This is a genomic window from Enterovibrio norvegicus (assembly GCF_002876705.1).
GTDB lineage: Bacteria > Pseudomonadota > Gammaproteobacteria > Enterobacterales > Vibrionaceae > Enterovibrio > Enterovibrio norvegicus_B.
The window spans coordinates 130,640-155,604 of sequence record NZ_MDAG01000057.1; the positions used below are offsets into that span (position 1 = coordinate 130,640).

A 24,965-nucleotide genomic window follows, 5' to 3' on the forward strand; every position below is an offset into this window, starting at 1 on the left:
CGTTGCCTCAGATTTACGTCTGACGGCCTTTTCTTTCCGACATCGACGCCTGTGAAGGCGACAGTAAGGTAAACGTAAATGAGCGAAAAATTACAGAAGGTGCTAGCCCGCGCAGGTCTTGGTTCTCGTCGTGAGATCGAAAGCATGATTCAGGCTGGCCGTGTCAGTGTTAATGGTATTGTTGCGAAGCTGGGTGACCGCCTAGATGACGCGTCAACTAACATTCGTGTTGATGGCCATAGCGTGCAAGTAGCCGCACCTTCTGAAGTTGTGTGCCGCGTATTGGCGTACAACAAACCTGAAGGCGAACTGTGTACACGTAGCGATCCTGAAGGTCGTCGTACCGTTTTTGATCGTCTTCCTCGTATGAACGGCGCCCGTTGGGTTGCTGTTGGTCGTTTGGATGCGAACACATCGGGTCTTATGCTGTTCACCACTGACGGTGAGCTAGCAAACCGCCTGATGCACCCAAGCCGCCAAGTACAACGCGAGTACATGGTGCGTGTGTTTGGTGAAGTGAACGAGCAGATGATTAAAAATCTTGTTCGTGGTGTAACGCTAGAAGACGGCGATGCCCGTTTCGAAGATATCGTTTACGCCGGCGGTGAAGGTATGAACCATACTTTCTATGTTGTGATCACCGAAGGACGTAACCGCGAAGTGCGCCGTCTGTGGGAATCACAAGGTGTTACCGTTAGCCGTCTGAAACGTGTGCGTTACGGCAACCTCTATCTGAACAAAGAACTGCCACGTGGCGGTTGGATGGAGCTTGAGCTGGATGACGTAAACTATCTTCGCGAGATGGTTGAACTTCGTCCTGAGCGTGAAACTATGATCACGCCAGAAATGAAGAAACGTAAAGCACGTAGCCAGAAAATCCGTCGCGCGGTTCGTCGTCACGAAGATCGCGTTGAAAGCACCGACACTCGCAAGCCACGTCCACAACGTCGTGGTGGTGAGCAATCAGTGGCATCTGACAAGCCTGCACCACGTCGTGGTCAAGGTAAAGCAGGTCAAAGCCGCACTGACGCGGGCAAACCAGCGCAACGTGCTGGTGGACGTCCAGGCAAGCCAGGACAGAATCGTCCAGGTCAGTCTTCTTCACGTCAGAAAGTTCAAGGCGGTAAGCCTCAAAGCAATAAACGCCAAGGTCGTTAATTGCTAAGAAGTTAAAAAAAGCCAGCATCTGATGCTGGCTTTTTCTTTATCTAAACACAGGCTTTTCTAGTTTCTAGTTTCTAGTTTCTAGTTTCTAGTTTCTAGTTTCTAGTTTCTAGTTTCTAACGCTTCGGCTGCGCATCGATACATTGACCGTTCACCTCTGCACCTTCTGGTGCCATCAAATACACGTAAAGCGGCATAATATCTTCGGGTGTTTTCAGGGTCTTCGCATCTTCACCTGGGAAAGCAGATGCGCGCATACGCGTGCGTGTACCACCAGGGTTAATGGCGTTTACCTTTACTGACGTGTTGCTCAATTCATCTGCCAGCACTTGCATCATGCCTTCCGTTGCGAATTTAGACATGGCATAAGCGCCCCAGAATGCGCGGCCAGCATGTCCTACAGTGGAAGAGGTAAACACAATACGTGCGTCTGCAGATTTCTGTACGAGTGGCATGACGGCCTGTGTCATCAGGAAGGTTGCTTTGACGTTGACTTGCATCACTTCATCAAAGGCTTTTTCTTCAATTTGATCAAACGGGCTCAATACGCCCAGTAAGCCTGCGTTATGCAGCACACCATCAAGACGTCCAAACTGTTGTTTAATGGTGTCGACCATGTCGATGTAATGCTGACGCGTCGCGCCTAGCATATCGAGAGGGATGATTGCTGGTTGTGCACCGCCTGCCGCTTCGATTTCATCGTACACGCTTTCCAGCTTTTTCACTGTGCGTCCAAGCAAGATGACGGTTGCACCGTGTTGAGCGTAACTGAGTGCGGCTTGTCGTCCAATACCATCACCCGCGCCGGTAACTAAAATCACTCTACCGTTCAATGCATCGGCTGCTACTTGATACTCCACGTTACAATATTCCTTTTCTTATCGGCAATCCTGCCTGTTAATCTCGCTGCCCATGCTTCATGCATGCTCGTTAGAGAAAGGCGTTTACCTTTGCATTGTAAGTTGGCTCGCAGACAAGAAACAACCTGCTGTTGCAAAGAAAGCGAGGCGAAACCAGCACTTTGATACACATCCCTCGTGAATCTCCCGCTCGAATAGTAGTAGAATGGCGAGATATAACGATAAAGAGGAACACAGTTTGGAATTCTTGCTTGATTACGGCCTGTTTCTGGCCAAAGTTCTGACGTTTGCTGTCGCAGTCATCGCTGTTCTCATCATTGTAAAAAGTGCTGGTGGCAAACAAGGTCAGAAAGGGGAACTTGAAATCACCAATCTGACGGATAAGCACAACGATCTTATCCACGCGATGGAATCACACATTTATGACGAGGCTGCACTCAAAGCCCGTGATAAAGCAGAGAAAAAAGCCGAAAAAGCCAAAGCAAAAGAAGCCAAGGCAGAAGCGAAGAAAATGACGGATTCCGCCTCGCTGGAATCAAGTCGCAAACCACATCTCTTCGTGGTGGATTTCAAAGGCAGCATTGATGCCCGCGAAGTGACGGCATTGCGTGAAGAAATCACCGCCATTCTTGCTATCGCAAAAGACGGCGACGAAGTGATGGTTCGCCTTGAAAGTGGTGGTGGCATGGTTCACGCCTACGGCCTTGCATCTTCACAACTTGATCGCATTAAGCAAGCGGGCATTCCATTGACCGTCTCTGTTGATAAAGTGGCGGCGAGTGGCGGCTATATGATGGCGTGTGTGGCGGATAAAATCATTGCAGCGCCGTTTGCGGTTGTTGGTTCAATTGGTGTTATCGCACAACTGCCAAACTTCAATAAATTGCTTAAAAAACATGATATTGAATTTGAGCAACTGACTGCGGGTGAATTTAAGCGTACGCTAACTATGTTTGGTGAGAACACCGACAAAGCGCGCGAAAAATTCGTCAGTGAGTTAGAAGAGACACACGTTCTTTTTAAAGACTTTATTGCAGACCACCGTCCTTCGTTGGATCTCGAAAAAGTCGCTACTGGCGAACATTGGTTTGGTAATCAAGCCTTGCCATTGGGGCTGATTGACAGTGTGGGCACGAGCGACGATTACCTCGTCACTGCAGTAAAAGAAAAAGACGTTTTAGGTATTCGTTACGTACAACGTAAGAAGCTGGCAGAAAAAATCGCAGGTTCAGCGGCAGAAGCGACCGATCGTCTACTGTTGAAGTGGATTAGCCGCGGCCAGCGTCCGATCGTTTAGGAGTCAACATGAATCAGAAATGGGCTTTGTTTTCGTTCCAAGGCCGAATGAGACGCCGTGACTACTGGTTATACAGTTTGCCAGTGATGTTCGCGGTCGTGCCTACCTTGTTCTATCAGGGCGGGAATGCGGTACTTGACGTGTTGACTATCGTGATCACACTGTTCGCGATTTATGCTTCGCTCGCACTGAACATTAAGCGTTTGAAAGACCGCAATAAGAACCCGTGGTGGATTGTAGTGACATTCTTACCACTGATCGGTCCAATCTTTGCCTTGGTCGAACTCGGTATTCTGGATGGTACGCCAGGCCCAAATCAGTTTGGTCCAGACCCGAAAGGGCGCGGTGGAGACAAATCTGATCAGGGTGGTAACTCTGTTCGGGAAGACAAAGAAAAAGATACAGCAATCTTTGAAGGGTAATTCCGACTAGATTGAATGCGTAAAAATGCCACCTAGATAGGTGGCATTTTTCTCACTGATTAGGCGTTAATCCAGTGTATATTGCTTCGAAAGCTGGTGTGCAAGAAACTTAAACATATTAAAAACAGCGGTTGTTTTTGGTGTTGGTAGTCCATTGCTGTCGAGGAAATACTCGCCTTTGAATACCATCACACCGGCTTTTTCCTCAACGGAATCGGTGTTCATGCCTTCGATGTAAGCCTCATGATCGCGGATCATCGCGTTGGCGATGTTGAGAAGCTCAGTGGCGGAGATAGGAGTCTTGTCTGACATACTTTTCTGCATGATGATGAAAAATGAGCGTCTATTATAATCCCATTGCATATGTGGAAGGCAAACGGTTCTGGCTGGCGAAAATGCGCTCAAACGCAATGTTATTGTGAGCTAAGCCAGAAAAATTAATTGCGAGATGGCCTTTCTGCATGCGTCAATGGTAATGATTAGCGCGCTTGCAGATGTGAGACTACGCTAATCCCCCAATATGTCCGATTAGTTGTTCACAAAAGAACAACAACTGTGGAAGCAGCAACCAATCGGGGGGATTTCGAAAGAAACAGGTTGATATTCAGATCTAGTCGCTCAATATTGTAAATAGCGTCAGCGTGCCACCATAATGCACGTGATTTGAATTAATAGATTGAATTTTAAACGCAAGGGCGTATTGGTCACTATGGGTAAATCTCTCGTTATCGTGGAGTCCCCGGCAAAGGCAAAAACGATAAATAAATATCTGGGCAAGGACTTCATCGTTAAATCGAGTGTTGGTCACGTCCGCGATCTGCCTACCGGCGCTTCACAAAGCGGTAAAAAAGCTGCACCTACCTCTACCAAAGGGCTGAGCGTAGAAGAAAAAGAACGCATTAAAAAAGAGAAGGACAAAAATTCGCTGATCAACAAGATGGGTGTTGACCCATACCGTGATTGGAAAGCGAACTATCAGATCTTACCGGGTAAGGAAAAGGTCGTTTCTGAACTGCAAGCGCTTGCTGAAAAAGCAGACGTTATCTATCTCGCAACGGATTTGGACCGTGAGGGTGAGGCGATTGCCTGGCACTTGCGGGAAATCATTGGCGGCGATGACAGTCGCTTCAAACGCGTTGTGTTTAACGAAATCACCAAAAATGCAATCCAGCAAGCGTTCGAATCGCCTGGCGAGTTGAACATCGATGGCGTAAATGCTCAGCAAGCGCGTCGCTTCCTGGATCGTGTTGTTGGTTTCATGGTTTCACCACTGCTGTGGAAAAAAGTGGCACGTGGTTTGTCTGCGGGCCGTGTTCAATCGGTAGCGGTTAAGCTGCTTGTTGAGCGTGAGCACGAGATTAAAGCGTTTATCCCGCAAGAGTATTGGGATATTCACACGGACACGACAACGGCGAGCCAAAACGCTCTGCGTTTGGTGGTTGCTCAGAAAAATGGCGAAGCGTTTAAACCGCTGAACCAAGAGCAAGCGATGTCAGCGACTGATACGTTGAAGAAAGCAACGTACAAAGTGTCTGACCGCGAAGATCGCCCAACATCAAGCAAGCCATCAGCACCTTTTATTACGTCAACGCTGCAACAAGCGGCGAGTACCCGTATGGGCTTTGGCGTGAAAAAAACCATGATGCTGGCACAGCGTCTGTACGAGGGTGGTTACATCACCTACATGCGTACCGACTCAACCAACTTGAGCCAAGAAGCGGTTGAATCAGCGCGTGAGTTTATCGGTAGCGAGTACGGAGATAAGTATCTGCCGTCAGCACCGATTAAATACGGTTCGAAAGGCAATGCTCAAGAAGCGCACGAAGCGATTCGTCCTTCAAGCATTGACGTGACATCGGATGATCTTCAGGGCATGGACCCAGATGCGCATCGTTTGTACGACTTGATCTGGCGTCAATTTGTATCGTGTCAGATGACACCGGCAAAATACGATTCAGGCACTATCACAGTGAAAGCAGGCGAGTTCACGCTGAAAGCGAAGGGCCGCACGCTACGTTTTGATGGTTGGACACGCGTTCAACGCCCAATGGGTAAGAACGAAGATACCACCTTGCCGCATGTTGATGTGGGCGAGACGCTAACACTCGAAAACGTCGATCCGAAGCAACACTTCACCAAGCCACCAGCTCGCTTTACTGAAGCGGCGCTTGTTAAAGAGCTTGAGAAGCGTGGCATTGGTCGTCCATCAACCTACGCATCCATCATTTCTACGATTCAAGATCGTGGTTATGTGCGTGTGGAACAGCGTCGTTTCTACGCTGAGAAAATGGGCGAGATTGTCACGGGTCGTCTTGATGGCAGTTTTGCTGACCTGATGGATTACGACTTCACTGCGCGTATGGAGGGGAACCTCGATAAAATCGCAATGGGCAGTGAAGATTGGAAAAACGTACTGAATAACTTCTTCAAAGCGTTTACTGATGATCTGAGCAAAGCAGAGCTGGACGAGATTGAAGGCGGTATGAAGCCTAACAGCATCGTGCTCACTGACATCGACTGTCCGACGTGTGGCCGTAAGATGGGTATCCGTACCGCATCAACAGGCGTATTCCTTGGCTGTTCGGGTTATGCATTGCCACCGAAAGAGCGCTGTAAAACCACCATCAATTTGATGGACGAAGAAGGCATCGTTAACGTATTGGAAGAAGACGTAGAAACCGCCGCGTTGCGTGCGAAGAAACGTTGTCCGAAGTGCGAAACGGCGATGGATGCTTACCTGATTGACCAAGATCGTAAACTGCACGTTTGTGGTAACAACCCAAGTTGTGATGGTTATACGGTTGAGAAAGGCGAGTTCAAGCTGAAAGGCTATGATGGTCCTGTGGTTGAGTGTGACAAGTGTGGTTCTGACATGGTGCTGAAAAATGGCCGTTTCGGTAAGTACATGGATTGCACCTCTGAAACCTGTAAGAACACGCGCAAGATCCTGAAGAATGGCGAAGTTGCGCCACCGAAAGAAGACCCAGTACATTTCCCTGAGCTTCCTTGTGAAAACTCAGATGCGTACTTTGTGCTTCGCGACGGTGCATCTGGTCTGTTCATGGCAGCGAGTAACTTCCCTAAATCGCGTGAAACCCGTGCGCCTTTGGTGGAAGAACTGGTTCGCTTTAAAGACCGCATTCCAGAAAAATACCAATATCTGGCAGATGCACCCGCGCAAGACCCTGATGGTCGTAAAGCGGTTGTTCGCTTTAGCCGTAAGAGCAAAGAAAACTATGTACGTACCGAAGAAGATGGCAAGCCATCCGGTTGGACTGGTTTACTTATCGACGGTAAGTGGGAAATCACGGATAAGCGCAAGAAGAAGTAATTCTTCGGCGTGAACATTGAAAAGGCAGCCAAACGGCTGCCTTTTTTGTTTCATCATTAAATGCAATTTATGTAAGGTTAAGGTCAACGAATCACCTTATCTTGTTCTCGCTTCTCGCTTCTCGCTTCTCGCTTCTCGCTTCTCGCTTCTCGCTCTATCCTGCCTTTCGTTGTGCCAATTTTCGTGCGCAGACACGATCGACAATATTGCCTATTTCTGCAGTGCAACTACCACAACCCGTGCCTGCGAGGGTTTGGTTACTGACGTCTTGAACGCTTTCAGCATTGCCATCAATCAAGGCGACTTCAATGGTGTCCAATGTCACCTGTTTGCAGGCACAAACGATCGGCGAGCGCGCAGCCAGTGAACCTGAGAGAAAGGCATGAATGTCTTGGCTATCAAACTGGCTGGCGAGAAGCTGTGATATGTCGGGTTGCTCACTTTCTTGCCATAGTGGGAAGGCCGAGAACGCAAACTGTGGTGTTTTGCCCTGATATATCACGACACGACGTCCATTCTCTGCATTGCCATGAATCAGTGCTGCGTTCTCAGATGCAGCCAATGTCATGAGTCTCGCGGGGACCGATCTGCACGTCTCTTTGAATTGAAAGCGGTAAATATAACCCCCTTCGGTGGCTTGAAGTACCCAGTAGTCTGCATCGAAAGTATGGAGCTGTTGCTTGGTGAGGCGTCTTTGTGTGACCAAGCTGGCCGCGCTTTGCATCATCAAAGGTTTGATAGACACCGGCGTTGCTTTAAATTCGGGTTGACCCGAAATGGGGTCGGTGTGTGCGGGAATCACCGCCGTTACCTTTCCACCGGAGCAATTCATCTTGTTCCAGTGGATCGGCGCGAAGCTTTGTCCCGGAATCACGCGATTGGTCACGTGGGCTTTAAAAACCTGCTCGCCGACATGGCTCATCACATTAACCAGCTGACCTTCTTTGATGCCCCTGTCTGTCGCATCGAACGGGTTTATCTCGATAATGGGTTCGATGGTATGGGCATTCAGTGCCGCAGAAAGCCCTGTACGCGTCATAGTGTGCCATTGGTCTCTAATTCGACCTGAGTTAAGGATCATGCTGTATTGTGGCGTAACTGGGCTTACAGGCGCTTTTTGCTCAACGGCAATAAACCGCGCTTTTCCATCCGGTGTGGAAAAATCCCCTTGGGTGAAAAGACGCCCCGATGCGTTGTCATCGCTCACGATGGGCCAGCGCGTCGGCGGAAACGCGTTGTAATCGTCGACGGATAATTCATTCAGCGCGGAGAGGTTTAGCTTCCGTTTTGTCGTATCACCGTCTTGGTTCCCGATCATCGTCATCGCGACATACTCTTGGAAAATGTGCGCTTCCGTCGGGTAATCGAAGGCTTGGGGGAACCCCATTCTTTTGCCTACTTCACTCACGATCCACCAATCGGGTTTACCTTCTCCTGGTGTCGGCAGTAATCGACGCTGACGAGAAATCATGCGTTCTGAATTGGTGACCGTGCCGGATTTCTCACTCCACCCTTGCGCGGGCAGTTTCACGTGGGCGTAATCCAAGGTTTCGGATGTCGATACACAATCAGACACAATGACCAGCGGGCATTTTTCCAAAATCTGCGCGATTCGATCACTGTCAGGCAGACTGACTGCAGGGTTCGTCGCCATCACCCACAACGCTTTAATTTTCCCGCTTTCGATGGCGTCGAACATGTCGATGGCTTTCAAGCCTTGTTGTGTCGCCAATCTGTCGGTTTGCCAGAAATCACTGACCAACGCCGCGTGCGTGTCGTTACCAAATTCCAAGTGTGCTGCGAGCGTGTTGGCAAGCCCGCCAACTTCGCGCCCACCCATGGCATTGGGTTGACCCGTGATGGAAAAGGGGGTGCTGCCAGGGAGTCCAACGCGCCCAGTGGCGATGTGACAATTCAAAATGCTGTTGGCGTTGTCAGTGCCGCTGGTGGATTGATTTACACCTTGAGAGAACATGGTGACGGTTCTGACATGTTGGCGAAACAGGCGGTAAAAAGCCTCTATGTCTGACAGCTTCAAACCGGTCGCTCCAGCCACAGCAGTCACTGTATTAAAACGTTGTGCTTGTGTAAGTGCGTCATCTAACCCTGTGGTGTGGTTGGCAATGTAACTTTGATTCAGTTGTCCATGCTTGGCGAGATCGGCCAGCAAACCATTAAACAGCGCGATGTCGCTGCCGGGCGTCAGTGGGAGGTGCAAGTCCGCGATTTCACAGGTACTGGTTCTACGCGGATCGATGACCACAACTTTGGTTCCGTGTGCCTCTTTCGCGGCTTTTAAGCGTTGATACAGCACGGGATGACACCAAGCGAGGTTTGATCCCACCAAAACGACGAGATCGGCAATCTCAAGATCTTCATACGTGCCGGGTACACAATCTTCCCCAAAGGCGCGTTTGTGACCAGCAACAGCAGAGGCCATGCAGAGACGAGAATTGGTGTCGATGTTGGCTGAACCAATGAAGCCTTTCATCAACTTGTTGACGACATAGTAGTCCTCGGTCAGAAGTTGTCCGGACACATAGAATGCGACGGCATCGGGGCCATGTTCGTCGATGATATCGTTGAGAGAAGTCGCAACATGGTTAAGCGCAGTGTTCCATGTCGTTGCTTCTCCCTCTATGGAAGGGGTAAGTAATCGTCCTTCAGTCGTGACGGTGTCACCGAGTGATAATCCTTTTGAGCAGAGTCGGCCTAGGTTAGCAGGGTGGGATTCATCCCCTCTAACGTCGAGTTTTCCGGATGCATTAACCTTGGCTTCGATGCCGCAACCGACACCACAATAGGCACACGTAGACTTGATCCATTCGCTTTTGTCTTTCTCTGATGTGGTTTGGATATTTGTCACTTCACTCACCTATCCCTGTTTCATTTCTTATTTGTTTGCGAGTAACACACAGCAAATAACGCGCCACTTTCAATATGGGTAAAAATAATAGCGGCATAGTTGGAATGAATTCGGGGTTTTTACGTTAAAAGAATGATGTGGTTGAATTTTTCTCTCTGCGCCAAGAAGGTGCGAACAATGAAAACTATTAATAGCTTCTGTTCATTCTGGTGCAATGCAATAAAAAGGTGCACGTAAAAAGTGCACTTCAATGAATCACTGAAAGCGGCTTTAATTGATTGTGATGAGATTGATAAAATAAATATAACATATAAAACATGTAGTTATGAATATATAATCTCATGTTTGGCTGTGCTGGCACTCTACTTGCTCTATTGATAAAAAATAGAAAGCGATGAATTCATAAAAGACGCATTCGTGAAAATAGAAGCGTTTTTATTTCTTTAACGTGAATTATCGCATGGAAGTACTGGTGAGGTCAGGATGGCAAATCGCACATATTCAATTATGCCAAATAAACAGTCTTATATAGTCGAAGGTCGTGAAGGGTTATTAAGGCAAGCACGTGTCGCCGCTATTTCATCAAGCGTTTTTGATGGGGTGAATAACAAGAAAGCGAAACCCGAAGAAAGCCAGCGCAAGGTTGGTACTGTCTTTCTGGTTGGTGCGGGTCCAGGTGACCCAGATTTATTGACCATTAAAGCACTCCGTTGCATTCAACAGGCCGATGTTGTCGTGTATGACCGACTCGTCAGCCCAGAGATTCTCTCGCTCATTCCTTCAGATAAAGACATTTTCTACGTCGGCAAAGCCAAGGGTGCACACAGTGTCCCTCAGAATGATACCAACGCATTGTTGGTTGAACTGGCACAGCGAGGGAAGGATGTTTGTCGATTAAAAGGAGGAGACGCCTTTGTGTTTGGTCGAGGTGGCGAAGAAATGCAAACCCTGCATCAGGAAGACATTCAAGTAGAAGTCATTCCTGGGATCACCGCCGCTTCCGGCTGCACCAGCTATGCAGGCATTCCTCTTACCCACCGCGGTTTATCACAAGGCTGTACCTTGGTGACAGCGCACGCCGAAAAAGATTTGTCAGTGAACTGGCAAGCACTCGCTGCATTGGATCATACCTTGGTGTTCTACATGGGGCTGTCGAAGCTGTCCCTCATCAGCGAAGAACTCTCTCAAGCTGGTTTGTCTTTAACAACGCCTGTCGCGGTGATTGAAAAAGGGTGTACCGCTGACCAGCGCGTATTTATCAGTGACCTTGCCACGATCAAGGATGCCATCAAGCACGAAGCGGTGGTGTCGCCGTCATTGATTGTCGTGGGCAAGGTTGTCTCGCTGGCAAAAGAATTGGATTGGTTTATTACGCAGACCACAGAACATCTCGACATAGAGCAACTTGAAAAGCTTTCTGCATAAGGATTTGAGCATGGAAAAGAAACGTATTGTCGTTATTGGTAACGGTATGGTGGGGCATCGATTCATCGACGAACTGTCCCAGAAAAACAGCGACGCTCAGTTTGACGATGCTCCGTATGAGATCATGACCTTTTCAGAAGAACCGCGCTTAGCGTATGACCGCGTTCAACTCAGCAGCTTCTTTAGCGGCAAAGATGCTGACGATCTTATGCTGACCAGTGAAAATGAATACAAAGAGAAAGGCATCACGTATTTTTTGAACGAGAAAGTGGTGTCTATTCAGCGCGAGAATAAATTGGTGGTGACAGACCAAGGCCGCGAGATTGCTTACGACAGCTTGGTGCTCGCCACAGGCTCATACCCGTTTGTCCCACCCATTCCTGGTAACGAGCAGCCGCATTGCCACGTGTATCGCACCATCGAAGATTTAGAAGCCATTCGCGCTTCCGGCGACAGCAGCAAAATTGGCGTCGTCATTGGCGGTGGCTTGTTGGGCTTGGAAGCGGCGAATGCCATTCAAAATATGGGGCTGGAAACCCATGTGGTGGAGTTTGCTCCACGTCTGATGGCGGTGCAGTTGGATGAAGGTGGCGGCGAGCTGCTGAAACAGAAAATTACGGCATTAGGCGTGAATGTTCACACCGAAAAAGCCACGCAAAGCATCACGAAAGGCGATACATGTCGCTACAAACTTACCTTTGCAGATGGCACAGAACTTGAGACCGACATGGTGGTGTTCTCTGCGGGTATCCGCCCTCAAGACGAACTCGCTAAAGCCCATGACCTGACCTTGGGTGAGCGTGGCGGTATCGTCATTAACAATCAATGCCAAACCAACGATAGCGACATTTACGCCATTGGTGAATGTGCGCTTTGGGAAGGCAAGATCTTTGGCTTAGTCGCGCCGGGTTATCAAATGGCGAAAGTCGCGGTCGCATCAATTTGCGGCACCGAGGCTGAGTTCAAAGGGGCTGACATGAGCACCAAACTCAAATTGTTGGGTGTGGATGTTGCCAGTATCGGAGATGCGCAAGGATCAACGCCGGGGGCACAGTCTTACACATTCTCGGATGGCATCGAGCAAGTCTACAAACGTATCATCGTTTCAGAAGATGGGAAAACCTTGCTGGGTGCGGTGTTGGTCGGGGATGTTGAAAGCTACCCGAACCTATTACAAACCATGCTAAATGGCTTGCCTCTTCCAGAGTTCCCGTCGGTGTTGCTCCTGTCTAATGACGCGGCTGACAGTGATTCTGGATCGGCAGGGTTAGCGACGTTGCCGGATGAAGCGCAGATTTGTTCGTGTTACGACGTGACCAAAGGGTGCATTAAAACCGCAGTGGCATCGGGTTGCACCACCATGGCAGATCTGAAAGCTGAAACCAAAGCCTCAACGGGTTGTGGCGGCTGTGCGGCGCTGACCAAGCAAGTGATGGATGCAGAGCTTGCCGCGCTTGGGCATGAGGTAAATAACAACCTGTGTGAGCACTTTGAATATACGCGCCAAGAATTGGCGGACATTGTTCGCATCAAGAAAATTAAAACCTTCGATGAATTGTTGGACAGCCACGGTAAGGGGCTGGGGTGTGACGTGTGTAAGCCGAGCGTCGGGTCGATCTTGGCCTCCTTCTGGAACGATTATGTGCTGAAAAACGAGCACATGGGACTGCAAGACACCAACGACATTTACCTCGGTAACATGCAAAAAGACGGCACCTATTCGGTCGTTCCGCGTGTTGCAGGTGGCGAAATCACCCCCGACAAATTGATTGTGCTGGGACAAGTCGCGAAAGACTACAACCTCTACACCAAAGTGACGGGCGGTCAGCGCATTGATTTGTTCGGCGCTCAACTTCACGAGCTTCCAGAGATTTGGAAAATTCTCGTTGATGCAGGGTTTGAAACCGGGCATGCCTACGGGAAATCGGTGCGAACGGTGAAATCTTGTGTGGGTTCTACATGGTGTCGCTACGGCGTGGATGACAGCGTGGGGTTCGCTATCAACATCGAAGATCGCTACAAAGGGCTTCGCTCTCCCCACAAACTGAAATTTGCGGTGTCAGGCTGTACGCGCGAATGTGCGGAAGCCCAATCGAAAGACATTGGCATTATCGCAACAGAAAACGGCTGGAACTTGTATGTCTGTGGCAACGGCGGCATGCGCCCGCGTCATGCTGATTTGTTCGCGTCCGACCTTGATCGTGAAACCCTGATCAAATACATCGACCGCGTTTTGATGTTCTACATCCGTACCGCTGACCGTTTGCAGCGCACCTCGGTGTGGCTGGAAAACCTTGACGGTGGATTGGACTATCTCAAGCAAGTGGTGATTGAAGACAAGCTCGCCATTGGTGAAGAGTTGGAAGCAGAGATGGCAGCCAGCCTCGGTCAGTACCAATGTGAGTGGAAAACCACCATTGAATCACCAGAAAAGCTCAAACGCTTCCAGCATTTCATTAACAGTGACCAAGCCGACAGTGGGCTGAAATACATCACGGAGCGTGGGCAGAGAGTGCCCGCACCTACAGTGCAAGTTGTAGAGCCGACGAAGGTCGCGGCAGAACCAGAAAAACGCATTGATGTTGTAGAGATTGAAGGGTAGGAGAGGCGATATGTATCAGTGGCAAACCATTTGCGATAAGACAGATTTGGTAGAGAACACGGGTATTTGTGCTCTGTTCAACGACAAGCAAGTCGCCATCTTTCTCTGCGGAAAAACCGACACGCTCTTCGCCATCGATAACTTTGACCCGATTGGAAAAGCGAACGTGCTGTCACGCGGGCTTCTCGGGTCAATTGGCGAAAAAACCGTGATTGCCTCTCCGCTGTATAAACAGCACTTTTGCCTCACCAGTGGAGAGTGCATTGAGGACGAATCCGTGTCGGTCATTACCTATCCCGTTCGACAGCATGAAGGTGCTGTTCAATTAGGTACGCTGAATATCGAATAAACCGATGCTCACGCGCTGTGAATGCAAGCGGCATCGATGGAGCGTTAATAGACAGTGTGCGTCATCGCAGCGAAATAGGGTGTAACCGCACTGTCTTCTTTTCCTTATCTAGTTGTTTTAAAACCCCGTGCTTTGACGCTCTCAGCGCAAACCACGGTGGGGCAAGTGCGCCCAAAATAAGGGAAAAATGAAAAGCCAAAGACATGAAAGCTGCAGAATTAAAACGTTGCAGTTCAAAGGATTATTAATTAACGAGGACAGGAATGATGTCAGGTAGCGAGAAGTTCAACGTATTCTCCTTTACAGGGAAAATGAAAATACTTCATTTAAGTTGGTTCGCCTTTTTTATTACGTTTGTGGTGTGGTTTAACTTTGCTCCATTGCTGCAATCCGTAAAGGAATCATTAGGATTAACCACCGCAGAAATTAAAACACTCCTTATTCTAAACGTCGCTTTCACCATACCCGCTCGGGTCGTGGTTGGCATGCTCACGGACAAATACGGGCCACGCATTGTTTATTCACTCTTGCTCGCAATTTGTTCCATTCCCTGTTTCGTGTTCGCCCTCTCCGACAATTTCGTACAAGCCGCCATTGCGCGTTTTGCGCTCGGGTTGATCGGTGCAGGTTTCGTTATCGGCATTCGCTTGGTGTCTGAGTGGTTCCCACATAACGAGTTGGGCACGGCAGAAGGCATATACGGCGGTTGGGGTAACTTTGGTTCCGCAGCGGCAGCATTCACACTTCCAACGGTTGCCGTGATGTTTGGTGGTGAAGACGGTTGGCGTTATGCCATGGCGATCACTGGCGTGATGAGCCTGTTGTTTTCTTTTGTTTTCTACCGAAGCGTGACAGATACGCCGAAGGGCGCGACCTATTATAAGCCTAAAAACGGCGGCGCAATGGAAGTGACCTCGAAGAGTGATTTCTTTCTTCTACTTTTGATGAAAGTGCCCATGTACGGCGCGCTTGCGTTACTGGCGTGGAAACTGTCGCCATCAGGCATTGGTATGTTCTCAGATTCAGTGGTAACCGCTGTTTATGCGGTGCTTGCCCTGATTTATGCGTTCGATGCAGCTCAAGTGTGGAAAGTGAACAAGCATGTGTTCGTTGAACCTGTGCCTGAAATTCATCAGTACAAATTTAAGCAAGTTGCAGTGCTCAACGTACTCTACTTCGCGACCTTTGGTTCTGAGTTGGCGGTGGTTTCGATGTTGCCGTTATTCTTTGCTGACACGTTCGAACTGACCCCTGTTGTGGCAGGTATGGTGGCATCGGCATATGCCTTCATGAACTTGATGTCGCGCCCGGGTGGCGGTTGGTTGTCGGACAAATTTGGTCGTAAACCGACACTACTTATCCTAACGGCGGGATTGGCAGTGGGTTACTTTGTGATGGGACAAGTGGATGGCGCTTGGCCAGTCTGGTTGGCGGTTGTTGCAGCAATGGGCTGTTCGTTCTTCGTGCAATCGGGTGAAGGGGCGGTGTTTGCAGCTGTGCCACTGATTAAACGCCGCATGACAGGCCAAATTGCGGGCATGACAGGCGCATACGGTAACGTCGGTGCTGTGGTGTACCTCACCGTGTTATCGCTGGTGGATTACAGCACCTTCTTCTTAATCATTGCTGGTACCGCGGTGCTTGGTTTTATCACGCTACTCTTTATGGAAGAGCCTTCAGGTCAAATTGCCGAAGTGAATGACGATGGCACCATTACCATGATTGACGTAGCGAAAGCCTAATTATGAAACCCGAGGTTTTGTCGACGCCTTACATGGCGTCTCAAGCCACGAAAGAGTCCGAGAAGCTTGCTTCTCGGCTCATCGTTCGTGCGGGTGGGTGCTCTGTGGCGGGGCGAAAGCCCCCGAATCAGGATGCCTTTGCCGTAAAAATCCCCACCAACCTGAGTGAGTTAAAACACAAGGGCGTGGTTGCGACGATTGCTGATGGCGTGAGCTCAAGCGAGGTCAGCCAAAAGGCCAGCGAAACCAGTGTGACGGAATTCATCAATGACTACATGGATACGCCGAACACCTGGTCTGTGAAGTCGTCTGCGGGGGCGGTACTTAAATCCATCAACCATTGGCTTTTCCATCACGCAAAACAAGATGGTGAGAAATCCAATGCCATGGTCGCTGCGTTTACGGGCGTTGTCGTTAAATCAAACACCGCACACCTCTTTCACATGGGTGACTGTCGGGTTTATCTTCTTCGGGATAAAACGCTGACGCAGTTAACCCAAGATCATCGCCGCTACACCAGCAAAACACAGCACCACCTGACGCGTGCACTTGGCATTGATAGCCATTTGGAAGTCGATTACACCTTATCCGCGGTGCAGGCCGGTGATGTATTACTGATGACCACTGACGGCATACATGATGCCTTGTCTGAAAAGGACATACTTACCTTCCTGAAAGGCAAGGTATGCAGCCAAGAAGAAAGCCTTGAAACCGTTGCGACAGCGCTTGTAGACAAAGCGTTGGCGGCGGGCAGTGATGACAATATCTCCTGCCTGTTTCTTGCCATTGATGCGTTGCCGAAAGCCGCTTTTGATGAGGCGTTTAGATACCGCGCGGAACAGGTGATCCCTCCCGTGTTGTCTGAAGGACAACAGATAGACCATTTTCAGATAAAACGCGTGATCTACAGTGGAAGCCGGAGCCATTTGTACTTGGCGAGAAGCATGAAGGACGACAAACAATATGTATTGAAAATGCCGTCTCAGAACTTCGCGGACGACGAGGTTTACCTTTCTGGATTCATTAGAGAAGGGTGGATTGGCGAGCAAGTACGAAAGCGGGGCGTGATGAAGATTCATCCGCAGACTTGGCACTCTCGTTTTCTCTATCATGTGTGCGATTTCGTGGATGGCATGACGCTAAGACAATGGATGCTGGATAACCCAACACCAACACTTTCACAAATCCGCACGCTTGCCAAAGGCGCGATTCGTTCGATGCGAGTTTTACAGCGTATGGCCGTAGTGCATCGTGATATCAAGCCTGACAACTTGATGGTAGATAAAGACATGAACGTGGTCTTGATCGATTACGGAACAGCACAAGCGCAAGGCTTAGAGGAGCTGTCAGGGCACATAGAAGAAAGTTATCCCGTTGGGGATTTGAATTATGCTGCGCCCGAGTATTTGAAGGGCAACAAGGCCACCTTGTCGTCAGACGTATTTTCGCTCGGTGTGACCTTCTACGAAATGCTCACGGGGCATTTACCGTACAAACCTGTGAATGCGTCAAATCCACGAGTATCAAACCGACAAACTTACACCCCTGCGGTGGTGTTTCGGCCTGATGTGCCTGATTGGTTCGATGCGGCGCTGAAAAAGGCGTGCCATTCCATTCCATCTGCACGTTATGACGTGCTGTCTGAGTTTGAGCAAGATTTGCTGACGCCTAATCGGGAGCTAGAAAAGGTGAGCCAACAGCGCGCGATGATCGAAAAAGACCCCGTGCGCTTTTGGAAAGGATTATCTGTAGTGTTGTTTTCGATGGTGGTGTTGCTTACAGCGCTACTTGTTCAGGCTTAGCGCTGCGCGGTTAACGCAAGCATGACTCCCACACCCATGAATGTGCCGCCAAAGGTACGTGGCAACCATTTCGAATTGGCGAGACGTTTTGAGCGCGTAAAGGCTCTGACGCCCCAGTAGCCATAGCCGCACAGGCAAGTGATTGAGCAACACATTAAGGTCACGACAAGGATAGAAAATTGTGGAAGCAAAGCTGTATTAATATCAATGAACTGCGGGAACAGGGCCGTGGAGAAGATAATGGCTTTAGGGTTGGTGATGGCGACCAGCACGCCTTGCAGATAATAGCTTCGAGTATTGTCTGTTTGAGGGGCATCCTCGAGTGAAATGGTCATCCCATTGCGCCATGTTTTTATGCCTAGGTAAAAGAGATAACACGCGCCGAGTATTTTGATTGCCATAAATGCAGTTGCGGAGCTGAGGACTAATGCGCTGAGGCCTAACACTGAAAACGACGCCATTAAGAAAAGCCCTGTCACATTGCCTGCGATCGTAAACAACGCTTTTTTCAAACCGGAACGAAGCGTATGGGTCATCACCAATAAGATGGCGGGCCCTGGTGAAAGCGCCGTCACAAAAGCGATCGACAAAAAGGCGAGCCAAGTTTCAAACGTCATCATTTCACCATCCTTCCTAGATTATTTTGCCGTTGTTATCGGTATGAAAAACAACCAACACTTCTTTCATAACATCACGTTGTCTTTGCAATGAAAAGCCACGTTAGGTGTTTTATGCGTCAGCAAATGAGACAACAGTACTGATTAAGATTGCGCGTCATATTTAGTGGTCTTATCGAAGTTGTGCATATTGCCTTTACATTGAATACAAATGAGAATCTAAACCAAACTCATACGCATAATTGTATTGGAGAAATGATGAATCGTAGAACATGGATGCCATTTGTTGTAATAGGGACGGCGGCAATACTGACGGGGTGCCCTGCGCTTAAACAAGGAAAGTTAGATATTCCCGTTGAAGGAATGCAATACGCCTCATCGTTTTATAAAGGCACCACCGATGAAGACGGCACGTTTTATTACTTTGCTGGTGACAAAGTGCGTTTCAGCGTTGATGGCGTGAAATTTCAGAAAGTGAAAGGAAAAGAAACGGTCTCACTCGCCACGTTGGTGCGTGAAGATGACTTGCGCAATCAAGAATCTATCCGCCTTGTGAAAATGCTGATCGCACTCGACAGCGATGGCGACATGTACAACGGATTATCACTCGATACTGATATTTCCTCTAATCGGAAGCGCGCTTTCAAAAAGCTCTCAGATGAACAGTACGAGAACATTGTGGGTGATGTCGGTGACGCTCAAGCGTATGCCTTTGTGAAATGGGAGCAAGCAGGCTCACACATTGCCATGGCGGCGGGTAACCACCACACCCTCGGGTTGAGCGCGGAAGGTAAGCCTTTCAGCTTTGGCGAAAGCTATGGCGGTTTCGCGTATGGCGAGGATCCGAATCGCTACTGTGATGGGAAAATGCGCACCAAGCTTGGCCGAGCATCCGACCTTTATCTGCCAAAAGGCACTGAACTGGTCACGGAACCACGAGATGGCCTGACAGAAGCGGAAGGCGAATGCTATGTCGATTTGTTGAACCAGCGTCTCTACGGCCTTTCTAACCCTACCTCTGCGTGGATTGACACGGATGGCGTCACGTTCAAATCCATCTCTACCGATCAAATTGATGGCACCATGGTGACGGAAGACGGTCGCTTGTTTGTGTTTGGCCCTAACAACCGTGGTCAATTAGGTCTCGGTCATGAAGACACCGTCGATGCGCCAGTGGAAGTGACATTGCCCGATGACGAGTTAGCGGTGTATGCGACCAGCGGCAGCGCGAGTGCCTATGTTGTTACGCGCTCAGGCAAGGTGTATTCAGCGGGTGACAACGGTAACTTGCAGCTAGGCCGTGTGGACGACAAAGATGCAGACCAAAATACCTTCGGGCTGGTGGACATTCCAGCGGACGAATTTATTGTGTCTGTTGCGATTCGTGACCACCATGTTTTTGCCCTGACGGCGCAAGGTGATGTGTACTCATGGGGTAACAATGGCCGCGGTGGCGAGTTAGGTGATGGCACCGTCAATGAAGACCGTTCCGTGCCAGCGAAGATACTGGAAGGGAAAAATATCATCGCAGTAGAAACCGGCGCAGATTACGGCTTGGCGGTGGATGCAGAAGGCACAGTGTATGGCTGGGGCAGCAATGACTATGGTGCACTCGCTCAAGGTACACCCGTGGCGAACAGCGCAGGCACGCTTTACAAAGTGGAAGACATCACGTCACTGCCAACGCCAGAAGTGCTTGTAAACTTGCTTCCTGAAAACCTAGGTGGTGATCGTATTTTTGAATTCCAGGGTGGTAGCCGTAACGCTCATGCGCTGACACTGGGTGGCGATGTTTACTCTTGGGGTGACATGGGATCGGGCTACATGGGCAATGGGTACGAGGTGGATGATCTTGGTATCGAGCGCCAAATTGCGGTTCAGCCTGTGAAGAATGAAACGTTGAGCGAGGTAAACGTGCTGTCGCTGAGTTCAAATACATCAAGCCATTTTGCGGTTGATGACAACGGCAAGGTATGGGTGTGGGGTTCAGCGGCTGACGGTAAACTCGGAGTGGTCGAAGATTACTGTGCTGAAGTGAACGCAGACGCTTACGGTGAAGCGGCGTCAACCAGTGTTTGTTACACACCAGTGGCCTTGTCTCTTGTGCCAGCGAGCGCTGAATTGAAGTAAATGCATTGAGCGAAGCAACACGCATCATAAGCGATTCCGTTGGCTAGCGGACACCCGAGTAAATCGAGACAAACATTCGATACGGGAAACGAAAGAAGGTGGCTTAGCCACCTTCTTTTTTTCTACATACAGGCTGACGCGTATTCAAGCCTCTTCCATGATGGCTTGCACTTCATGCGTCTCTGTTGGGCGAACAACACGCGACACTTCTACGCCGTCTTTTAGCAAAATGACTGTTGGCCAGAGCTTCACCTTAAAGTGGCGCCCAAGCGCTTTACCTTTGCCATCAAACACCTTGATATGAAGCATCGGGGTAGGCTCAAGTACCTCTTTGATTGCGTCTTGCGCGCCTTGGCAATGCGGACACCAAGGTGCGCCAAATTCGATCACTGCAAGACCTTTTAGATGCGTGACATCCTCGATGGTGGGCGCGTCTTCGTCATAATCAGGTTTGAACCCGATTGTTGATGCTTTCATCGTGTATTCTTCCTTGAAGCGTATTGGGTTAAGAGCGTGTTAGTGTGTTCAAAATGCATCGTTTTCGTCATGCACTGAGACATAAAGAGAGCCATCGTTCTCTTGTTGAACGAAAAAGGTAATCGGCCGACAACAGACTTGGCAATCTTCAATGTATTGCTGTCCGCTGTCTTCACTGTTGATAAGCACCTGAATCGACTCACCGCAATACGGACAATCAATGGCTCTTTCATCCAGCTCGGTCATTTACCTTTTCCTTTTTTATCACCCTAAGAACAAGGCCAGCATTAAATCCAGCGCTTGATAGCTTCCGCTGTGTCGCTCGGATTGGTGTTGAAACAAATGGCCGCGTCTGGCGCTGCCATGTGCGCAGCATTGACCAGACGTTCGAAGACGAGAAAATGATCATCGTCACGGCGCACACCGGCACCAATTAGCACGCAATCATAACCTTGCCCTTCGAGTGCTTTGGTCGCCGTCTCAAACGCTGTGTCACCATCACGAATAAAGTGCAGCACAACGTCATAACCGAGTGATACCAAGTTATCGCGGTCGCCTTCTAATGCCGCCAGCAATTTTTCTGCGCTCATGCCCGGCCATTTATCGTAGTTAACAACGTCAGGGTGCCAGCCGAAAAGGGCGACTTTTTTATCACTCATAAATCCTCCAATGGAATGCTTTCCTGCCCTCAATGTATCGCTATTCGGCTTGTCATTGTTGTCTGATTTCTAAGCTTAGTTTATCTATTTGCGACGAGGTATTTGCCGAATGGAAATTGTGTGTGAAGAAAGAGAAGAAGGAGAGTGAAGGGTATATTGGGCGCAATAAAAAGGCGAGCAGGCCGACGACAGGTTATCTGCTCGCAAACGTAAACCGTTTTTCAATAGCAAACGTTGGGGCGTTGAGCGTTTGCTGTTAGGTGAGATCTTTCAGAGGTTCCCACTTTCCATCGTTGTCTGACGAGCGCACAGCAGCATAAACAAATGCCATCCCATACGCGCCTTCTTCCACGGTAGGGTTCCACAGGCTGAAAGGTTCGGGTTGTTCGCCCATAAGATCATCCACAATGTTCGACGCAAAATCGAAATACAGATTGGCGAACGCTTCGCGATACCCTTCAGGGTGACCAATGGCGACGTGAGAAACACGTTTTCCCGCTTCTGAAAGCCCAATTCCCCCTTTGGTGAGCAAATATGCAGGCTTGTCGATAGGGCGAACTATCAATTCATTGGGCTGTTCTTGGTGCCATTCCAATCCACCTTTGGTGCCATAAATCGTGAAGTTCAAACCATGAACGCCACCTGCAGCCGCTTGTGTTACCCAGAAAACACCCCGTGCTTTGTTGGGGTACCGGAGCAAAATGCCGCAATAATCATCGGCGTCGCGGCCTTCTACAATGGCGGTTACGTCAGCACTCAAAGAAGACGCTTCCATCCCCATGACATAGCTGGAAAGGTGGTAGCTGTGCGTGGCAATGTCACCCAGAATAAGAGAAGGGCCAGCCAGTTCGGGCTTCATGTGCCAGTTTGAACCCGCACGCTCTGATTCCGTGAGTTCAGCTAGATGGCCTTGAACATAATTGCTTTGCACCATGGTGATATCGCCGATAAGACCTTGTGCCACCATTTCACGTGCTTGTCGCACCATGGCATAACCGCTATAGCCGTAAGCCACACAGTATCGTTTACCGGAGGCTTTCACGCGTTTGACCAAATCTGCTGACTCGTCTTCAGTCATGGTTAATGGTTTTTCACAAAACACATTAAACCCTGCCTCAAGCGCGCGGCAAGACAGTTCATAGTGGCTGTTGTTGGGCGTCATGATGGCGAGTGCATCGATGGGGTTTTCTGCATTCGCTTCGCCCTTAAACAAGGCTTCAGGGTCGGCGTAGGGGCGTTCAATGCCCATCGCGTGCCCAGCCGCAATGGAACGTTCAGGATTAGAAGAAAAGACGCCAGCCACCACTTCAAATTCTTCGTGCATCGTGGCGGCGGAGCGGTGGATAGATCCAATGAAAGAATCTGGCCCTCCGCCAATTACACCTAGTCTCAACCTTCTTCCCAGTTTGCGGTATGCCTTGCTCATTCCTACTTCCTTTTAAAAGAATCCATTTACCTGTTACGCCGTGACGACTTATTTCAACAATGGTTGCTTGCTGGCCGAGAGCAGCGCGAGCACACGTTCAGCTTCCGCTTGCAGAGCGGGCATTGCTTTACCTGCGAAATATTGGCGGTCGTACTTATCCGGCTCTTGTGCCATACACGCGCGAATGGCATTGCCAAAAGCGACGCGGAACGTTGTGCCTACATTGAATTTGGCGACACGTTGCTGTTTGAGTGTCAGAAGATCGGCTTCCGCTATTCCCGTTGTGCCATGAATCACCAAGGGAAGGGTGGTTGCGACTTCGATTTGTTTCAGCAGTTCAAACTCGATCGGGCTGTCTGCCTCGGTTTTACGGTGCACGTTGCCAACAGACACGGCCAAGGCATCAATGCCACTTTCTTGTGTATATCGGGTGGCCTCCGCTGGGTCTGTCGACATGGATTTGATGTGGTCACGCCCTTCTTGATAAGGCACTGAGCCCAGCTCCCCTTCGACAGATACCCCAACCGCATGCGCCACATCGACGACTTGACGCGTGCGACGAATATTTTCGTCAAGCGGCAGTTGTGAACCATCAAACATCACAGAGCTAAATCCTGCATGAATGGCGCGATACACAATGGCCTCTTCATAGCAGTGGTCAAGGTGGACACATACGGGCACGGAAGCAGCTTTCGCCATCGGGACTAACATCCCAGCCATGGCTTCGACGCCAGCGAGGTCGACCATGTCTTTGTTCACCGCAAGGATCACAGGCAATGAACGCGCTTCTGCTGCCGCAATAATGGCTTGGGCTTCCTCAAGCCCAAACACATTGCAACACGCGATAGCGCCATCTGATACGGCGGCATCGGGGAGTAATTCGTTGAGGTTAACTAACATTGCATCTTCCCTGTGAATGTTGATGAGCTACTTAAACTTCGCCACCATGTCTTTGATGCCAGGAATGGTGTGAACCTGATATTCATGGTGCGGGTCAAAATGCTGAACCAGCGATTTGCTGCTCTCACCCACAATGATCGTGAAGTAATACATTTCGTAGCCCGGTGCAGCCACTGATGGGTGGTAGCCCTTATCAATGGCGATAACGCTACCGGTGCGCACGTGGTAAACCGGGCCGAAGTCATCTTCATGCTCATAAAGGAACTGTGCACCGAAGCCAAAGTCAGGGTTGAATCTAAATTGGTACACTTCTTCGTAGCGCGTTTCTGTTGGCGGACGCTCTTCATCGTGTTTATGTGGTGGAAAGCCTGACCAACCACCTGCGCCAACGGTAAACAGTTCACTCACCATTAACCGACCACGTTGATCCGCATTTTTCTGCCCGAGAATATGCTTAATCTTGCGATGGGTTTTTGTGTCGTCGCTGCCGTATTGGATCTTGTCTGTGTCTTCTGGCGCGATTGCAAAAGAGGTGAGGGGGTCGCTGCCTTCTTCAGGCGTAAAGCGTCCACCTGCAATCATCACATCGGCGGTTTCAGAGACACAGGTGATGGTGACTTCACTGCCGACAGGGGCGTACACCGCAGCAGGATCGCCATCCCATACATGGGCGCGTTTGCCGATGTTGTTGTAGGTTTCGCCATCGACCGTGATATCACAGGTGCCGCCTGCGAGTACCACTGCGGATTCGTAATTTTCCAGCGAGTAGCTGTAACTTGCACCTTGGTGCAGTTTCACGGGGTTGAAATAGCACAATGGGGTGGTGTCATCATCTACGCCGATGACTGGCTCATTCTTGTTATCAAACGGAGGGATATGCTTTCCCATGATGAACT

20 protein-coding genes are annotated in these 24,965 nt (G+C 49.6%); 10 read left to right on the forward strand and 10 right to left on the reverse strand.

The features are described 5' to 3' along the window. The first annotated feature begins 78 nt into the window (after positions 1 to 78). The gene (gene rluB, locus BCT27_RS20095) at positions 79 to 1,158 is read left to right on the forward strand and encodes a 23S rRNA pseudouridine(2605) synthase RluB (RefSeq protein WP_102391822.1); all 1,080 of its coding nucleotides are present in this window, start codon (positions 79 to 81) and stop codon (positions 1,156 to 1,158) included. 122 nt (positions 1,159 to 1,280) lie between these two features. On the opposite strand, the gene BCT27_RS20100 is transcribed toward rluB, so the two are convergent. Further along, complete coding sequence (locus BCT27_RS20100; protein ID WP_102396573.1) at positions 1,281 to 2,024, reverse strand: YciK family oxidoreductase; 744 nt, start codon at positions 2,022 to 2,024, stop codon at positions 1,281 to 1,283. A 238-nt stretch (positions 2,025 to 2,262) separates the two neighbouring features. Here BCT27_RS20100 and sohB point away from each other — a divergent pair, with 238 nt between their 5' ends. Together sohB and BCT27_RS20110 are read left to right on the forward strand one after the other, a co-directional pair. Then, complete coding sequence (gene sohB, locus BCT27_RS20105) at positions 2,263 to 3,321, forward strand: protease SohB (RefSeq protein ID WP_102390918.1); 1,059 nt, start codon at positions 2,263 to 2,265, stop codon at positions 3,319 to 3,321. An 8-nt stretch (positions 3,322 to 3,329) separates the two neighbouring features. Beyond that, positions 3,330 to 3,743: a DUF805 domain-containing protein gene (locus BCT27_RS20110; protein ID WP_102390919.1), complete on the forward strand. Its 414-nt coding sequence runs from the start codon at positions 3,330 to 3,332 to the stop codon at positions 3,741 to 3,743. A 66-nt stretch (positions 3,744 to 3,809) separates the two neighbouring features. On the opposite strand, the gene BCT27_RS20115 is transcribed toward BCT27_RS20110, so the two are convergent. Beyond that, on the reverse strand, positions 3,810 to 4,055 hold the full coding sequence (locus BCT27_RS20115) for a YciN family protein (RefSeq protein WP_181955903.1): 246 nt from the start codon (positions 4,053 to 4,055) through the stop codon (positions 3,810 to 3,812). 397 nt (positions 4,056 to 4,452) lie between these two features. Between BCT27_RS20115 and topA the strand changes: the two genes are divergently transcribed. Continuing rightward, entirely contained in the window at positions 4,453 to 7,074 is a 2,622-nt protein-coding gene (topA, locus tag BCT27_RS20120; RefSeq protein ID WP_102317171.1) for a type I DNA topoisomerase, read from the forward strand. Positions 7,075 to 7,228: 154 nt separating this feature from the next. Here topA and BCT27_RS20125 read toward each other — a convergent pair whose 3' ends face one another. Continuing rightward, positions 7,229 to 9,949, reverse strand: coding sequence for a nitrate reductase (locus BCT27_RS20125; protein ID WP_102396574.1), 2,721 nt, complete (start codon positions 9,947 to 9,949; stop codon positions 7,229 to 7,231). Between the two features lie 498 nt (positions 9,950 to 10,447). Between BCT27_RS20125 and cobA the strand changes: the two genes are divergently transcribed. From cobA to BCT27_RS20150, 5 genes are all read left to right on the forward strand, one after another. Beyond that, positions 10,448 to 11,365, forward strand: coding sequence for a uroporphyrinogen-III C-methyltransferase (cobA, locus tag BCT27_RS20130; RefSeq protein WP_422386143.1), 918 nt, complete (start codon positions 10,448 to 10,450; stop codon positions 11,363 to 11,365). Positions 11,366 to 11,375: 10 nt separating this feature from the next. Next, positions 11,376 to 13,967, forward strand: coding sequence for a nitrite reductase large subunit NirB (gene nirB, locus BCT27_RS20135; protein WP_102396576.1), 2,592 nt, complete (start codon positions 11,376 to 11,378; stop codon positions 13,965 to 13,967). A gap of 10 nt (positions 13,968 to 13,977) precedes the next feature. Beyond that, a complete protein-coding gene (nirD, locus tag BCT27_RS20140; protein WP_102396577.1) occupies positions 13,978 to 14,316 on the forward strand; it encodes a nitrite reductase small subunit NirD in 339 nt (112 codons plus the stop codon). Positions 14,317 to 14,582: 266 nt separating this feature from the next. Next, positions 14,583 to 16,058: a NarK family nitrate/nitrite MFS transporter gene (locus BCT27_RS20145; protein ID WP_102396854.1), complete on the forward strand. Its 1,476-nt coding sequence runs from the start codon at positions 14,583 to 14,585 to the stop codon at positions 16,056 to 16,058. A 2-nt stretch (positions 16,059 to 16,060) separates the two neighbouring features. Then, positions 16,061 to 17,860, forward strand: a complete 1,800-nt coding sequence (locus BCT27_RS20150; protein WP_102396578.1) for a bifunctional protein-serine/threonine kinase/phosphatase — start codon at positions 16,061 to 16,063, stop codon at positions 17,858 to 17,860. Here BCT27_RS20150 and BCT27_RS20155 read toward each other — a convergent pair. Beyond that, positions 17,857 to 18,477, reverse strand: a complete 621-nt coding sequence (locus tag BCT27_RS20155; protein WP_026024896.1) for a LysE family translocator — start codon at positions 18,475 to 18,477, stop codon at positions 17,857 to 17,859. The two genes, BCT27_RS20150 and BCT27_RS20155, sit on opposite strands and share 4 nt — an antisense overlap. Before the next feature lie 258 nt (positions 18,478 to 18,735). On the opposite strand from BCT27_RS20155, the gene BCT27_RS20160 reads away from it, so the two are divergent. Then, positions 18,736 to 20,607, forward strand: a complete 1,872-nt coding sequence (locus BCT27_RS20160; RefSeq protein WP_102396579.1) for an RCC1 domain-containing protein — start codon at positions 18,736 to 18,738, stop codon at positions 20,605 to 20,607. Positions 20,608 to 20,751: 144 nt separating this feature from the next. Here BCT27_RS20160 and BCT27_RS20165 read toward each other — a convergent pair whose 3' ends face one another. From BCT27_RS20165 to BCT27_RS20190, 6 genes are all read right to left on the reverse strand, one after another. Continuing rightward, complete coding sequence (locus tag BCT27_RS20165; RefSeq protein ID WP_102390927.1) at positions 20,752 to 21,084, reverse strand: thioredoxin family protein; 333 nt, start codon at positions 21,082 to 21,084, stop codon at positions 20,752 to 20,754. 48 nt (positions 21,085 to 21,132) lie between these two features. Then, a complete protein-coding gene (locus BCT27_RS20170; RefSeq protein ID WP_102396580.1) occupies positions 21,133 to 21,330 on the reverse strand; it encodes a CPXCG motif-containing cysteine-rich protein in 198 nt (65 codons plus the stop codon). A 41-nt stretch (positions 21,331 to 21,371) separates the two neighbouring features. Continuing rightward, complete coding sequence (locus BCT27_RS20175; protein ID WP_102396581.1) at positions 21,372 to 21,743, reverse strand: hypothetical protein; 372 nt, start codon at positions 21,741 to 21,743, stop codon at positions 21,372 to 21,374. A 256-nt stretch (positions 21,744 to 21,999) separates the two neighbouring features. Further along, positions 22,000 to 23,169 carry a Gfo/Idh/MocA family protein gene (locus BCT27_RS20180; RefSeq protein WP_102396582.1) on the reverse strand — a complete coding sequence of 390 codons (1,170 nt, stop codon included), beginning with the start codon at positions 23,167 to 23,169 and terminating at the stop codon, positions 22,000 to 22,002. Between the two features lie 48 nt (positions 23,170 to 23,217). After that, the gene (locus BCT27_RS20185; protein ID WP_102396583.1) at positions 23,218 to 24,069 is read right to left on the reverse strand and encodes a class II fructose-bisphosphate aldolase; all 852 of its coding nucleotides are present in this window, start codon (positions 24,067 to 24,069) and stop codon (positions 23,218 to 23,220) included. A gap of 27 nt (positions 24,070 to 24,096) precedes the next feature. Beyond that, positions 24,097 to 24,957, reverse strand: a complete 861-nt coding sequence (locus BCT27_RS20190; RefSeq protein ID WP_102396584.1) for a 5-deoxy-glucuronate isomerase — start codon at positions 24,955 to 24,957, stop codon at positions 24,097 to 24,099. Positions 24,958 to 24,965 lie beyond the last annotated feature (8 nt).